The organism is Flagellimonas sp., assembly GCF_965222555.1.
Classification (GTDB): domain Bacteria; phylum Bacteroidota; class Bacteroidia; order Flavobacteriales; family Flavobacteriaceae; genus Flagellimonas.
On sequence record NZ_CBDCUG010000001.1, the window covers coordinates 240,245 to 254,606 of the forward strand.

Sequence of the window (14,362 nt, forward strand, 5' to 3'; positions counted from 1 at the left end):
TTTACTTAATTTTTGATGCCAATAAATAAATTACCGCCATGCGGATTGCAACTCCGTTCTCAACTTGTTCCAAGATTATGGATTGATTGGAGTCTGCTACATCACTTGTAATCTCCACCCCCCTATTTATAGGTCCAGGGTGCATGATTACAATCTGTTTGTCCAAACTGTTCAATAATTGTTTGTTTACACCAAATTGCTGGGTGTATTCACGTGTTGTTGGAAAGTAACTGATGTCCATACGTTCGTTCTGCACACGGAGCATATTGGCCACGTCGCACCATTCCAACGCCTTTTTAAGGTTAGTTTCCACTTGAACCCCCAAAGATTCAATATGTTTGGGAATCAATGTTTTGGGGCCACATACTTTTACATTGGCACCCTGCAGTTTTAAGGCAAAAATATTGGATAAGGCAACCCTGGAATGCAGGATATCGCCTACAATCACTACATTTTTACCTCCTACATCACCCAATTTTTCACGGATGGAGTACGAATCCAACAAAGCTTGTGTGGGATGTTCGTGTGCCCCATCTCCAGCATTTATTATTGAGGCATTAACGTGTTTTGAAAGAAAAATGCCCGCTCCGGGATTTGGATGTCGCATCACCACCATATCCACTTTCATGGAAAGGATATTGTTCACTGTGTCAATTAGTGTTTCTCCTTTTTTAACGGATGATTGCGAGGCCGAAAAATTAATCACATCCGCAGAAAGCCTTTTCTCTGCAAGCTCAAAAGAGAGTTTGGTACGGGTGCTGTTTTCAAAAAAGATATTCGCTATGGTAATATCCCTTAGGGAAGGAACCTTTTTTATAGAACGATTGATTACTTCCTTAAAATGATCCGCAGTTTCAAAAATGAGCCCTATATCTTTTTTGTTCAGATACTTTATTCCCAGTAAGTGGTTTACACTTAATTCGCTCATTATATTTTATTTGCTTACTAAATACACAATATCCTTACCATCATTCTCTTCCCACATCACCTTCACTTTTTCTTCGTTAATGGCATCCACCTGCCTGCCCCGGTAATTGGGTTGAATGGGTAAATGTCTACTAAACCTTCTATCTATCAGGGTCAACAACTCAATATCCGATGGTCTGCCAAACGATTGAATAGCTGTTAGTGCAGCACGAATACTTCTTCCTGTATATAGCACATCATCAACGAACACTACATTTTTATCATCAACAAGAAAGTCTATTTTAGTGGTATTGGCCTCTAAGGTTTTTTCTCCCCTTCTAAAATCGTCCCTATAAAAGGTGATATCCAAAAAGCCCAGTTTTATGTCCTTTACCTTGTATTCTTCCCTTAGAATCTTCGTTAACCGTTCTGCCAAAAAAACACCTCTGGGCTGAATTCCCACTAAAACGGTATTGCTAAAATCAAGATGGTTCTCTAAAAGTTGGCAAGCCAACCGGTGCAGTATGATGTTTATTTCTTTAGAGGAGAGTAATACTTTTTGACTCATTTGCTATGCGACCGACTCAGTTGTATGCAAAAGTACACAATTCTTTAAAAAGGTTAATGCAATAAAAAAGCCCCGACTGTTACCAGTGGGGCTTTCTTTTTGTTTATGAAACCTGATTACTTCTTCTTGGAATCAGCTTCCATTTTATCCTTCAATGCTTGCAATTGAGAGTTGGCATCACCAAGAGTGGTTTTAGCTTCGTCTGCCGAAGCCGCAGCTTTTCTCTTAGCCGTGTTTACATTGCGTTCTTCTTGCTCTCTAAAGATTGCGGTGTGGCTGGCCACAACACGCTTGAAGTCTTTGTTGAACTCAATGATCTTGAATTCTACTTCTTCACCTTTAGTCAGTTTCTTACCATCTTCTTTCTCCATATGACGTGAAGGAACAAATCCTACAATATCATCGTTGAAATTAACGGTAGCTCCCTTGTCAACAACTTCTGCAATGGCAGCTTTGTGAACTGTACCTTCGGCAAACTCCTCAGAGTATTTATCCCAAGGATTCTCAGTAGTCTGCTTGTGTCCAAGGCTCAACTTACGTCCTTCAACATCCAATTCCAATACTTCAACCTCCAAGGTATCGCCTACGGCTACAAACTCAGATGGGTGCTTGATTTTCTTAGTCCATGAAAGGTCAGAGATGTAAATCAATCCATCAATTCCTTCTTCCATTTCTACAAACACACCAAAGTTGGTGAAGTTTCTAACAATTCCTTTATGTCTAGAACCTACAGGGTATTTAGAAGTAATATCTGTCCATGGATCTGGCGTCAATTGCTTGATACCCAAAGACATTTTACGATCTTCTCTATCCAAGGTCAATACTACAGCTTCTACTTCATCACCTACGTTTACAAAGTCTTGTGCAGATCTTAAGTGCGTAGACCATGACATTTCAGAAACGTGGATTAATCCTTCTACACCTTCGGCAACTTCAATAAAGGCTCCGTAATCAGCAATAACAACTACTTTACCTTTTACTTTATCACCAATCTTGATCTCATCGCCCAAAGCATCCCAAGGATGTTTCTCCAATTGCTTAAGACCTAATTGAATTCTTGACTTGTTATCATCAAAGTCAAGGATAACAACGTTCAATTTCTGATCTAGCTCAACAACTTCGTTCGGGTGGTTGATTCTGCTCCAAGAAAGGTCTGTAATGTGAATCAATCCGTCAACACCACCAAGGTCAATGAACACACCGTATGAAGTAACGTTCTTCACGATACCTTCCAATACCTGGCCTTTCTCCAACTGACCGATAATCTCCTTCTTCTGCTCTTCAATATCAGCTTCGATAAGGGCCTTGTGGGAAACAACTACGTTCTTAAACTCGTGGTTGATCTTAACCACTTTGAACTCCATGGTCTTACCAACATACTGATCGTAGTCACGGATAGGTTTTACATCAATTTGTGAACCTGGCAAGAACGCTTCTATACCAAATACATCTACGATCATACCACCTTTGGTTCTGCATTTCACAAAACCTTGAACAATCTCTTCTTTGTCATGGGCAGCATTAACTCTGTCCCAAGCCATGATTGTTCTTGCTTTTCTATGTGACAATACCAATTGACCAGTTTTGTCTTCACGGATATCGATAAGTACCTCAACTTTATCACCAACCTTAAGGTCAGGATTGTAACGGAACTCGTTCAAAGAGATAACCCCTTCAGATTTTGCATTGATGTCGATGATAGCCTCACGGTCTGTCATGTGAACCACTGTACCTTCAACTACTTCTTCGTCGGCAGTATCCACAAAATTTTCCTCAACAAGCTTCTCAAACTCGTTTAGTTTGCTGTCTTCAACTTTTTCAATACCCTCTTCGTACTTATCCCAGTCAAAATTTTCCAAAAACTCTTGGGGATCTTGTTGGGTCTGTACTTCTTCTTTAACTTCTACTGTTGCGGTAGTTTCTTCTACCTCAACGTTTGCTTTTTCTTCAGCCATCTGCTGATTTAAATTTGTATTCCACAGTTTTACAAGAGTTAAACAATTCCCGTGGAAGTTGTTATTGATGTTTTTCTTTCCCTTTTCCTCTTGTTGCTTTGTCAAAAAGGAGTGCAAAAATACAATTAATTCCTTGTTTTACAAACCCTTATTTGGTTCTTGCTGCGCTGTTTTAAGAATTAATCAAAAATTAAGGTAAAATGTGACTTTTATGCATATCTTGTTTCTTACTATTAACCATTAAATACATTTAGATTATTATGAGCGCAAAGGCAAAATACCAAGCAGTTTTAGATTTAGGGCAGCAATTGGCCATTAAAAATGGTGATGTTTCTGAAGAAGGTGGAGTTTTAAAAATAAAAGGTGAAGCAAATACTCCGTACGAAAAAAACGTTATTTGGGACAAAATCAAGGAAATTGGAGGACAGAGTCCTAGTGATATTAAAGCAAATATTACGGTTTCTGATGATTCTGTTTACCACAGACATACGGTAAAAAGTGGTGAATCTCTAAGCAAAATAGCCAAGCACTACTACGGAGATGCCATGAAGTACAACAAAATCTTTGATGCGAACACCAATATCTTAAAGAATCCGGATGTAATTCATCCTAATCAAGTTTTGGTGATTCCGAACTTGTAAAAGTAACTTTAATGCAATACAAACGGTTGGGCGTAATTTTATGCTCGGCCGTTTTTTATTGTGTCAAGGTTTGGACACGAGTTTTACCAATTCCACAGATGCCCTACCCTTTCCGTCTGCCTTTCAGACACCTTTCCCTAAAAGGGAAAGGAACTTATAAAACAGTCTATTTCTTAATCCGTCAATTCAAAATATGCATTCGTCAATTTAGAGTGAGTTTTAAAGGAAAATTGCGGAACTTCACTTATCGTTGGATATTAACCACATCCTTTTAGTTGACACAATCAATAATTATCAATCATTATGACAAAAGAAAGAAAATTAGAAATCAAGCAAGAAGCTGAAAGAAGATTAAATGAGTGGTTAACACATTCATCATTCAATGAAATGTCTGTACATGGGAGTAAAATAAGGTTCAATATGTCTTTAGGATTATATGGAGGGTATCCATTTGAGGAACCTAATTGGATGAAAGGTAAGTCTTTTAATGATTTTGTCACTGAAAAGGAATTCGATTCAGATGAATATGACAACATAATAGATGACCTTTTTAAAACAGCTATAGATAGATAAAAGGAATCGTACCTAAAATTAAATAGCTAAAACAAGGGAGGACTAATTTCTTTTCTCTATAACTCTTAAAGCAAAATCATGGATTCTTTCAAACTGCTCTTCCAATCCCATATCACTATTGTCAAATACAATGGCGTCTTCAGCTTTTTTTAATGGGGAAACTTCACGTGTAGAGTCAATAAAATCCCGTTTTTGGACATTCTCCAAAATTTCTTCAAAGGAAACGTCCTCTCCCCTATCCAACAATTCTTTGTAACGACGGGTTGCACGGGCATTGGCAGAGGCGGTCATGAATATTTTTAATTCAGCATCAGGAAAAACTACAGTTCCAATATCCCTTCCATCCATCACCAAACCCTTTTCCTTACCCATCTGCTGTTGCATTTCAACCAATTTGTGGCGTACTTCTGGAATGGTCGCCACTTTGCTCACTTCCCGGGAAACCTTCATGGTTCTTATCTCCCCTTCCACGTTTTTACCGTTCAAATACATTTCGGAAAACCCCAATTCCTTATTGGGAACAAACTTTAGGTTGATGTTCGGTAAGTTTTTAATTAAACCGGGAATATTATCATTATCCCCAACGTAATTATTTTCAATGGCGTACAAGGTCACCGCCCTGTACATGGCTCCCGTATCCACATAAATATAATTGAGCGCTTTGGCAAGTTGCTTTGCAATGGTGCTCTTTCCCGTAGAAGAATAGCCATCTATGGCAATGGTGATTTTTTCCATGGGTTAAAAATAAGGAGAAGTGAACAAAAGATTTCTAAAAACACCCCTAAAGTCCCACTTCGACTTCGCTCAGTGTAAGCTCTCAAGGATACAATTGATTCGTCATTACGAGTTGGAAAGTATCAATTCAAAAGACACTTACATCAATTTTGACTGGATTTTTCATACAAAACCCTGTAACTTCACTTTTCGCTGGATATAAATCATTAAAACGGATTCATATCCTTTTAGTTGTGCGCAAGCTGAAAAAAAACGAATGATAAGAGCTTTATTGACATCATTGATTTGCGGAATGGCAATTTTTTTAGTCCCAAATTTTGAGCAAGGAATGTATATTTCCCCTCTAATTTTTGGATTTACAATTGCCATTGTAAATCATAAAAAATTAAAAATAAATCTCATCGGAGGCATAGCCTTATTTGTAGCTTTTTCTTATGTGTTTTATTTCCTCTCAATCTATTTGACTTTCGGACTTGCTGAGATTTACTCGCTGGTTGAAGATAAAATGCAATTACCTGTTTATGATTTGACAACGGGAATTTTATTGTTTGTTAGCGGAATTATTACGGCAACAATACTTTACTTAATTTATTCTTTGTTTCTAAAAGAGCAAAATAGAAAACTTGGAGTATTGCTGATTTTAATAATTTCAACATTAATACCACTTACCGTGTTTTTGGCATCGGATGACAATAAGTATACTCGGAACGAAGACTTTGCCGTTTATCAAATCTCATGGCTCACTTTTATAAGCTTAGCTTTTGGGATTGCCATAAACCAAATGGAAATTAAAACCAGAAAAACAAAAACACAAAACGGAAATTGACAAAAAGAAACGAAAAAAGCCAGCGCACAACACTGTATAACCAAAATCACGGCGGATTCGACTACGTCCGAATCCACTCGGAATTGCTAAAGTCAGTGCCAAACGGAAAATTAACGCATATAAACCCGTAACTGACGGTTATACGAGACCGATAAGTGCAAATCCCAAAAACCTCGCTTATATTTTTAAAGGTTTTTGGCGTTTTTCACCTTTCTATCGGTCACCGCAATATCTATTACCTCACTCATATCGGTCACGTAATGAAAAGTAAGTCCTTTTAAATAATCTTGCTTGATTTCCTCAATATCCTTTCTGTTATCCTCGCACAAGATAATTTCTTTGATTCTAGCTCTTTTGGCCGCTAAAATCTTTTCTTTGATTCCGCCCACGGGCAATACTTTACCCCTAAGGGTAATCTCACCGGTCATTGCCAAGCTTTTCTTCACCTTACGTTGCGTAAATAACGACACCAAGGAAGTCAACATAGTTATACCAGCACTTGGGCCATCTTTGGGAGTGGCCCCCTCAGGAACATGAATATGCACATTATACTTATCAAAGACATCCGGATTAATTCCAAACGTATCCGCATTGGATTTAATGTATTCCATTGCAATTGTTGCCGATTCCTTCATCACCTTACCAAGATTTCCGGTAATGTTCAATGCACCTTTTCCTTTGGAAAGTATGGATTCTATAAAGAGAATATCACCACCTACGCTGGTCCAAGCCAAGCCTGTAACTACACCAGCAACATCATTGTTCTCATATTTATCCCGCTCTAAACGCGCGGGACCAAGAATCTTCTCAACATCTTCATTGGTGACTTTGATATTGTACTCCTCCTCTATGGCAATAGATTTTGCAGCATAACGTACCATTTTGGCCAGTTGCTTCTCCAAACTCCGCACCCCAGATTCACGGGTATAGCCTTCCACGATTTTTTCCAACTGAGGTTTTCCAATCTTCAAATCTTTATTGGAAAGTCCATGCTCTTTTAATTGTTTGGGCAATAGATGTTTTTTTGCGATTTCCACCTTTTCCTCAATGGTATAACCGGTCACATTGATGATTTCCATCCGATCCCGCAAAGCAGGTTGAATGGTTCCTAGGTTATTGGCGGTAGCAATAAACATGACTTTGGAAAGATCATATCCCATTTCCAAGAAATTGTCGTAAAACTCACTGTTCTGCTCTGGATCCAAAACTTCCAGCATAGCCGATGAAGGGTCTCCCTGATGACTGCTAGCAAGCTTATCAATTTCATCCAAAATAAATACAGGGTTGGAGGTACCTGCCTTTTTAATGCTCTGGATGATCCTTCCGGGCATAGCCCCAATATAGGTTTTACGGTGTCCCCTAATCTCGGCCTCATCACGCAATCCCCCTAAGGACATACGCACATATTCCCTTCCCAAAGCTTCAGCCACTGATTTACCCAAAGAGGTCTTACCAACTCCAGGGGGGCCATATAGGCATAGAATGGGTGATTTCATATCATTACGGAGCTTTAACACCGCCAAATACTCGATAATCCTTCGTTTTACATCTTCCAGACCATAATGATCCCGGTCCAAAATCTGTTGGGCGCGTTTTAGGTCAAACTTGTCTTTGGAGAATTCGTCCCAAGGTAAATCCAAAAATAAATCCAAATAATTGCGCTGAATGGAATACTCAGCAACTTGCGGATTCATACGTTGCATTTTGGACAGTTCCTTTTCAAAATGCTCCTTGACCTTTTTGCTCCATTTTTTTTCTTTGGCCTTTAGACGCATTTCATCCACCTCTTCCTCATAAGAAACCCCACCCAATTCTTCTTGAATGGTTTTCATCTGCTGGTGCAAAAAGTATTCCCTTTGCTGCTGGTCCATGTCATTACGGACCTTGGACTGGATATCATTCTTCAGCTCCAATTTTTGAAGTTCTTGATTCATGTACTTCAAGGTGGTCAATGCCCGTTCCTGTAAGTTTGGAATCTCGAGAAGCTTTTGTTTTTCCGCAACACTTAAATTAAGGTTGGAAGAAACAAAATTGATTAGGAATGAATTGCTCTGAATATTTTTTATGGCAAAAGTGGCCTCACTAGGAATGTTTGGATTATCCTTAATAATCTTAAAGGCCAGTTCTTTGATAGAGTCTATGATTGCTTCAAATTCCTTGCTTGTTTCATCAGGGCGTTCCTCTTTTGCTTCCCTTACCGTTGCGGTGAAATAGGGTTTTTCAGTCACCATTTCGGCAATCTCAAAACGCTTTTTTCCTTGAATTATGACCGTGGTGTTCCCGTCCGGCATTTGCAGAACCCGTAAAATTCTGGCCACGGTACCCAATGTATTGATATCCTCCACTCCAGGGTTTTCGGTTTCCTCATCCTTTTGCGAAACAACCCCAATGGTCTTAGTGCCATTATTGGCATCTTTTATCAGGTTTATAGATTTATCCCTTCCCGCGGTAATTGGAATGACCACGCCAGGGAAAAGTACTGTATTACGTAAAGGTAGAACCGGTAAAGTCTCCGGCAAATCCTCCCTATTCATTTCTTCCTCATCTTCCGGAGTAAGTAAGGGTATCAATTCCGCATCCTCATCTAGGCCCTGCATGGAAATATTGTCAAAACTTGAAATTTTTATCTCTCCCATATCTTATCTTTCGGTCATTTTGTCACTAATGACCCATATCGTCAGTTTATTCTAAAACCCAACACCTTTGTAACTCCTTAAAACTAAGTAATACCAAGGTATTTAGGTTCTTTTTCAACTCTATAAAGGCAATTCTTGTGCCATTAAAAATTAAAATTTCAGAAAAAGTGTAACAATTGATAAATTCATCAATCTATAAGACAAACCATTCATTTTTTGAGCCACCAAAATGAACATACTGAAGCACTGCTTCAATCGTGCCTAAAAGGAAAACAAAGTGCACAATTGGAAATTTACAATCGCTACTATAAAGCTATGTACAACACCGCTTTTAGGATTGTAAAGGACTCGGCCGAAGCTGAAGATGTAATGCAGGAATCGTTTTTGAACGCGTTTACGAAACTGCACACATTTAAAGGGGATGTCGCCTTTGGGGCCTGGTTAAAGCGAATTGTGATCAACAACAGTATTTATCATTACAAAAAACAGCAAAAAACAAGAGCTGTGGATTTGGATGAAGTAATGTACAAGGTCGAAGATAATGATGAAGTTGCTTTGAATCACGATGGTTATACTGAACTGAAGGCTCAAAAAGTGATGGAAACCATGAAAAGTTTAAAAGACAATTACAGAGTTTCTTTGACCTTACATTTAGTTGAAGGGTACGATTACGAAGAAATAAGCGATATCATGAATATTAGCTACGCAAATTGTAGAACAACAATTTCCAGAGCTAAGGAAAGTCTAAGAAAAAAATTGACTGTAAATGCAGGAATATGAAGAAAGATAATTTAAATCAGCTGTTTGAAAGACTTCAAGGTGATTTTGACTTTGAAGAACCAAGGGATGGGCACCAGAATCGGTTTTTGGAAAAACTGAACCAAGCCAACGGAGTGGTGACACTTCAAAAGAAAAAAACAAACTGGTGGAAACCTTTGTCCATTGCAGCTTCCATAGCCATAGTGTGTTTGCTTGGTCTACAGGTGTTCAACACCAAACCAAGCATTAAGGAACAAGTGATTGAAATTTCACCAGAAGTTTCCCAAACCGAATTCTATTTTGCCAGCCTTATTGAAGAGCAGGTACAATTGCTAAAGGATGAAAAGTCTCCGGAAACAGCTAAACTGGTGGATGACACCTTATTGCAACTGGACAAACTGGAAGCCAATTATCAAAATCTGGAGCAAGAACTTGTAAATGGAGGGGACAGTAAAATTATCTTGAATGCAATGATTACCAATTTCCAAACCAGAATAGATCTACTGCAAGAGGTATTGACCAACATAGAAAATATTAAGAATTTAAAATCACACAATGATGAAAACTTTACTATATAAATATGTCTTTTTGACACTCGCCCTACTTCCGTTGGCCATAGTTGCCAATACGGGCAAAATGGGTGGCAAGTACACCAAGGAAAAGACCATTAAAAAAGAGTTCAACGTAAACTCCGATGCCCTCTTTAAAGTAAAAAATAGTTATGGTAACCTCAACATTACTTCTTGGAATGAAAACAGGGTGGTCATTGAAGTGCATATAAAGACCAATGGCAACAATGAAGAAAGAGTTAAGGACAGATTGGACGAAATAGATGTCAATTTTGAGAATAGTGCAAACATGGTTTCTGCCAGAACTCTTTTTGGAGATCGTGATAGAAACTGGGGCTGGAAATGGGGAAAACGAAACAATGTAAGTGTTCAGGTAAATTATACCATTAAAATTCCGGTGAAGAACAGTGTGCATTTGAGCAATGACTACGGAAATATTTATTTGGACCGTGTGGATGGGCATGCTAAAATAAATTGTGATTATGGAAAAATTGACGTTGGTGAATTAAGGGGAAGAAACAATGAACTCAAATTTGATTACACCTCTCGTTCCAGCTTTGATTTTATAAACAGTGGTGAAATTATAGCTGACTATTCTGGATTTACGGTCGAAAAAGCTGGAAACCTTAATATCAAGGCAGATTATACCAACGCAGTGGTAAAAGAAATGGACAACTTGGATTACTCCAGTGATTATGGCTCTATTGAAGTCAATAATGTGAACAATGTAAATGGTAACGGCGATTACATTGGGGTCAAATTAGGAACAGTGCACGGCAACGTCAGCATCACTTCGGATTACGGATCATTAAAAATTAGTGAAATGGCCTCTGATGCCGGAGACATCAATATTAAAACCGATTACACTGGGGTAAAAATAGGGTATGATTCAGACTACCATTTTGATTTTGAAATTTCCACGGAATACGCGGGTGTTAGTGGAAAGGAACCTTTTGAAATCAATATCAGCAAGGAAAAGTCCGGTGAAAAATATTATAAAGGATATTACGGTACAGAAAACTCTGGAAATACGGTATACATTACCAGTGATTATGGGGGAATAACTTTTTATCAGAACTAAGAGTCAAATCAAAAAACAACACTAAAAACACAATCATGAAAAAATTAATCACATTAGGTTTAGCGCTATCCATGGTAGCCATTACAAATGCACAATGGGGCAGAAGAATCAAAGGAAACGGAAACGTTGTGACCATAGAAAGATCGGTAGGAAATTATGATGCCGTAGCATTGGCCGGTTGGTTTGATGTGGAACTAGTTGATGGTAATGAAGGTGAAATCACCCTAAAAGGAGAGTCCAATTTGCTGGAATACATTAAAACCGAAGTAAAAAATGGAAAATTGGTCATAAAGGTTGAAAAAGGAGTAAATCTTAGACCTTCCAACTGGAATTCGGGAATTTATGTTACCGTACCTGTAGAGCAAATTAACAGTGTGGCTTTATCAGGTTCTGGGGATATTGTGGGCAAGACCACATTAAAATCGGACAATTTTGATGCAAGAATGTCCGGTTCTGGGGATATTTCCCTTTCTGTGGATGCCCAAAATGTAAAAGCCGCCCTTTCAGGTTCAGGAGATATCAACCTAGAAGGAAAAACCACAGATCTTGATATTCAGGTTTCTGGTTCTGGCGATGTAAAAGCTTATGAACTGGAGGCTGAGTTTGTTTCCGCTCAAGTTTCTGGTTCTGCCGATATTAGGGTTACCGCCAATCAGGCTATTGATGCCCGAGTTTCAGGCTCTGGAGATATCCATTATCGGGGAAATCCCAAAAAAATCAACACTAAATCTTCTGGTTCAGGAGACATATCCAAAGGATAGCAAGGAGTTTATTACCAATCAAAAATCAATTTTCCGAGCAATCGGAACCATCAATCAAAAACAGAAAGCCCGAACCTTAAGGTTCGGGCTTTTTATTTTGAGGTTTTATTAACTCTCAACAACAGTAGTGCACCAATCAAAAAGAACAACCCAAGAAAGATAGTACTGTTTCGCATACTTCCTGTGAGTTGGGCTACAGCACCATATAAAAAAGTACCGATTACTATTCCAATTTTTTCAGCTACATCGTAAAAACTAAAAAAAGATGTGGTATCCGTAGTTTCAGGAAGAAATTTGGAATATGTTGAACGGGATAACGCCTGGATTCCGCCCATAACCACACCCACTAGTCCGGCAGCAATATAGAAATCCATTGGGGTTTGCAAAAAGTAAGCATAAATGCACAAGAGAATCCATATCACATTGATAACAATCAGGGTTTTAATATTTCCATAATTTTTTGAGGCTCTTGCCGTGATAGTGGCTCCAAAGATTGCCACAATTTGTATAACCAAAATACTGATTATAAGTCCGGTAGTACGTTCACTGTCCGTTCCCCAATTAATTTCCTCCTCCCCAAAATAGGTTGCAATGAGCATAATGGTCTGTACAGCCATACTGTATACAAAAAAGGCGCCCAAATAACGTTTAAGGCGAGTTTCTGTCCCCAATTGCGCCCAAACACTTTTCAATTCCCTAAATCCATTGAGGACAACATTGGTACGTTCTCCTTCTCGCTTATACCCTTTAGGCAAATGCAAAAAAGTATACTGACTAAATATAATCCACCAAATGCCCACAGAAATGAAGGAATATTTCATGGCCTTGATTTCCGCTACTTCACCCCCACTGTCGGTAATACCAAAAACAGCGGGCTGCATGACCATGGCAAGGTTAAAAACCAATAAAATCACACTACCTATATATCCCATCGAAAAGCCCTTGGCACTAATGCCATCTTGTTGTTCGGGGTATGCGATATCTGGTAAATACGAATTGTTGATGGCAAAACTTACCCAAAATCCAACTAAACCAAAGAAATAGCAGACCAATCCAAAATAGATGTTCTCCAAGGAAAACCAGTATAGTCCAATGCAGGACAGTGCCCCCAAATAGCAAAAAAACTTGAGGAAAATCTTTTTGTTCCCCAAATAGTCCGCAATTCCTGAAACCAATGGGGTTACAATAGCGATAAAAACAAAAGCAAGTGAAGTTACATAACTGATCAAGGGTGCCCTAGCAATCTCACCTCCAAATATGGTTACTTTTTCTATCTCGGCCACCCTAAACAGTGCCCCATAGAAAATTGGAAAAATAGCAGAGGAAATCACCAAACTGTACACAGAGTTGGCCCAATCGTAAAAAGCCCAAGCATTCAACAATTTTTTACTTCCTTTTAATGCGAGTACTTTTTCCATGGTTTTATAAAATAAAAATGCCATTTAAAGCCAAGGGAGAAAATCTACTGGATTTTCCGCTTCACTCTAAATGGCACTACTGTTTGGTTTATCAATTGGTTATTTAAATGTTGTTACTCCGTATTTTGCTGCTTCTCGTTTTGCATCCGGAGCCCAGTTTGTTAAATTATTAATCCTTGTATCGTTTGAGGGGTGTGTACTCATAAATTCTGGTGGTGCCTGACCTCCTGATTTAGCTTTCATTCTCCTCCAAAGATTGGCCGCCTCATCAGGATTATATCCGGCTATGGCCATAATCTGTAACCCTATCCTGTCAGCTTCAGATTCATGGCCTCTACTAAATGGAAGCATTACCCCTAAGGTTGAACCCAATCCATATGCCTGATTAAAGGTATTTCTCTTTTGAGGGTCCTTAATGGCAACATTACCAGCAACTGCTCCTATCTGCTGTAACATACCTGCACTCATGCGCTGTGCACCATGATCGGCAAGGGCATGCGCCACTTCGTGCCCCATAACAACGGCCACTCCTGTTTCAGTTTGGGTAATAGGTAAAATGCCTGTATAGAAAACAATTTTACCCCCGGGCATACACCAGGCGTTTACGGTTTCATCATTTACCAAATTGTACTCCCACTTATAATCCTTAAGATATCCTGGGTATCCGTTGGCATCCAACCACCGTTCCGCAGCGGTGGCTATACGTTGCCCCACTTTGGTTATCATCTGTGCGTCTGATGTCCCCTCTATAACCTTATTCTCTGTTAAAAACTGGTCATATTGGGCAAATGCCATTGGGAAAATCTGACTGTTTGGGTAAAAGTTAAGTGTACTTTTCCCAGTAAACGGATTTGTTTTGCATGCAGCAACCGATAAAAAAATTGCCGCTGTAATAATCAACCTTTTCATATTGTTAATAGTGTTTAGTCCAAGT

At 38.9% G+C, this 14,362-nt stretch carries 14 protein-coding genes; 7 read left to right on the forward strand and 7 right to left on the reverse strand.

All coding sequences use genetic code 11. The features are described from left to right. Position 1: 1 nt before the first annotated feature. The 3 genes from ACOQO1_RS01000 to rpsA form a co-directional block, all read right to left on the reverse strand. Positions 2–928 (reverse strand): aspartate carbamoyltransferase catalytic subunit, encoded by a 927-nt coding sequence (locus tag ACOQO1_RS01000; RefSeq protein ID WP_420601003.1) that lies wholly within the window; start codon positions 926–928, stop codon positions 2–4. Between the two features lie 6 nt (positions 929–934). Beyond that, complete coding sequence (gene pyrR, locus ACOQO1_RS01005; RefSeq protein ID WP_420601004.1) at positions 935–1,474, reverse strand: bifunctional pyr operon transcriptional regulator/uracil phosphoribosyltransferase PyrR; 540 nt, start codon at positions 1,472–1,474, stop codon at positions 935–937. A 116-nt stretch (positions 1,475–1,590) separates the two neighbouring features. Continuing rightward, positions 1,591–3,429, reverse strand: a complete 1,839-nt coding sequence (rpsA, locus tag ACOQO1_RS01010) for a 30S ribosomal protein S1 (RefSeq protein WP_420601005.1) — start codon at positions 3,427–3,429, stop codon at positions 1,591–1,593. 260 nt (positions 3,430–3,689) lie between these two features. Here rpsA and ACOQO1_RS01015 point away from each other — a divergent pair, with 260 nt between their 5' ends. Beyond that, positions 3,690–4,070 (forward strand): LysM peptidoglycan-binding domain-containing protein, encoded by a 381-nt coding sequence (locus ACOQO1_RS01015; protein WP_420601006.1) that lies wholly within the window; start codon positions 3,690–3,692, stop codon positions 4,068–4,070. A gap of 303 nt (positions 4,071–4,373) precedes the next feature. Then, positions 4,374–4,643, forward strand: coding sequence for a hypothetical protein (locus ACOQO1_RS01020; protein WP_420601007.1), 270 nt, complete (start codon positions 4,374–4,376; stop codon positions 4,641–4,643). Between the two features lie 42 nt (positions 4,644–4,685). Here ACOQO1_RS01020 and cmk read toward each other — a convergent pair whose 3' ends face one another. After that, positions 4,686–5,378 (reverse strand): (d)CMP kinase, encoded by a 693-nt coding sequence (cmk, locus tag ACOQO1_RS01025; protein WP_420601008.1) that lies wholly within the window; start codon positions 5,376–5,378, stop codon positions 4,686–4,688. A 292-nt stretch (positions 5,379–5,670) separates the two neighbouring features. On the opposite strand from cmk, the gene ACOQO1_RS01030 reads away from it, so the two are divergent. After that, the gene (locus tag ACOQO1_RS01030; protein ID WP_420601009.1) at positions 5,671–6,204 is read left to right on the forward strand and encodes a hypothetical protein; all 534 of its coding nucleotides are present in this window, start codon (positions 5,671–5,673) and stop codon (positions 6,202–6,204) included. Positions 6,205–6,389: 185 nt separating this feature from the next. Here ACOQO1_RS01030 and lon read toward each other — a convergent pair whose 3' ends face one another. Next, complete coding sequence (gene lon / locus ACOQO1_RS01035; RefSeq protein WP_420601010.1) at positions 6,390–8,840, reverse strand: endopeptidase La; 2,451 nt, start codon at positions 8,838–8,840, stop codon at positions 6,390–6,392. A gap of 216 nt (positions 8,841–9,056) precedes the next feature. Here lon and ACOQO1_RS01040 point away from each other — a divergent pair, with 216 nt between their 5' ends. Genes ACOQO1_RS01040 through ACOQO1_RS01055 form a run of 4 tightly spaced genes read left to right on the forward strand, consistent with a single transcriptional unit; the run spans position 9,057 to position 12,010 of the window. Continuing rightward, positions 9,057–9,620, forward strand: coding sequence for an RNA polymerase sigma factor (locus ACOQO1_RS01040; RefSeq protein ID WP_420601011.1), 564 nt, complete (start codon positions 9,057–9,059; stop codon positions 9,618–9,620). Further along, a complete protein-coding gene (locus ACOQO1_RS01045) occupies positions 9,617–10,177 on the forward strand; it encodes a hypothetical protein (RefSeq protein ID WP_420601012.1) in 561 nt (186 codons plus the stop codon). Before ACOQO1_RS01040 ends, ACOQO1_RS01045 begins: the two co-directional genes overlap by 4 nt. Next, a complete protein-coding gene (locus ACOQO1_RS01050; protein ID WP_420601273.1) occupies positions 10,158–11,249 on the forward strand; it encodes a hypothetical protein in 1,092 nt (363 codons plus the stop codon). Before ACOQO1_RS01045 ends, ACOQO1_RS01050 begins: the two co-directional genes overlap by 20 nt. Positions 11,250–11,284: 35 nt before the next feature. Then, a complete protein-coding gene (locus ACOQO1_RS01055; RefSeq protein WP_420601013.1) occupies positions 11,285–12,010 on the forward strand; it encodes a head GIN domain-containing protein in 726 nt (241 codons plus the stop codon). Between the two features lie 92 nt (positions 12,011–12,102). Here ACOQO1_RS01055 and ACOQO1_RS01060 read toward each other — a convergent pair whose 3' ends face one another. Both ACOQO1_RS01060 and ACOQO1_RS01065 read right to left on the reverse strand, forming a co-directional pair. Beyond that, entirely contained in the window at positions 12,103–13,428 is a 1,326-nt protein-coding gene (locus tag ACOQO1_RS01060; RefSeq protein ID WP_420601014.1) for an MFS transporter, read from the reverse strand. 99 nt (positions 13,429–13,527) lie between these two features. Further along, a complete protein-coding gene (locus ACOQO1_RS01065) occupies positions 13,528–14,337 on the reverse strand; it encodes a M48 family metallopeptidase (protein ID WP_420601015.1) in 810 nt (269 codons plus the stop codon). Between the last annotated feature and the right edge of the window lie 25 nt (positions 14,338–14,362).

Bases quoted from the DNA above. Each gene is read 5' to 3' on its own strand.
- ACOQO1_RS01000 (WP_420601003.1), bottom strand. From the start codon at position 928: ATGAGCGAATTAAGTGTAAACCACTTACTGGGAATAAAGTATCTGAAC.
- pyrR (WP_420601004.1), bottom strand. From the start codon at position 1,474: ATGAGTCAAAAAGTATTACTCTCCTCTAAAGAAATAAACATCATACTG.
- rpsA (WP_420601005.1), bottom strand. From the start codon at position 3,429: ATGGCTGAAGAAAAAGCAAACGTTGAGGTAGAAGAAACTACCGCAACA.
- ACOQO1_RS01015 (WP_420601006.1), top strand. From the start codon at position 3,690: ATGAGCGCAAAGGCAAAATACCAAGCAGTTTTAGATTTAGGGCAGCAA.
- ACOQO1_RS01020 (WP_420601007.1), top strand. From the start codon at position 4,374: ATGACAAAAGAAAGAAAATTAGAAATCAAGCAAGAAGCTGAAAGAAGA.
- cmk (WP_420601008.1), bottom strand. From the start codon at position 5,378: ATGGAAAAAATCACCATTGCCATAGATGGCTATTCTTCTACGGGAAAG.
- ACOQO1_RS01030 (WP_420601009.1), top strand. From the start codon at position 5,671: ATGGCAATTTTTTTAGTCCCAAATTTTGAGCAAGGAATGTATATTTCC.
- lon (WP_420601010.1), bottom strand. From the start codon at position 8,840: ATGGGAGAGATAAAAATTTCAAGTTTTGACAATATTTCCATGCAGGGC.
- ACOQO1_RS01045 (WP_420601012.1), top strand. From the start codon at position 9,617: ATGAAGAAAGATAATTTAAATCAGCTGTTTGAAAGACTTCAAGGTGAT.
- ACOQO1_RS01050 (WP_420601273.1), top strand. From the start codon at position 10,158: ATGAAAACTTTACTATATAAATATGTCTTTTTGACACTCGCCCTACTT.
- ACOQO1_RS01055 (WP_420601013.1), top strand. From the start codon at position 11,285: ATGAAAAAATTAATCACATTAGGTTTAGCGCTATCCATGGTAGCCATT.
- ACOQO1_RS01060 (WP_420601014.1), bottom strand. From the start codon at position 13,428: ATGGAAAAAGTACTCGCATTAAAAGGAAGTAAAAAATTGTTGAATGCT.
- ACOQO1_RS01065 (WP_420601015.1), bottom strand. From the start codon at position 14,337: ATGAAAAGGTTGATTATTACAGCGGCAATTTTTTTATCGGTTGCTGCA.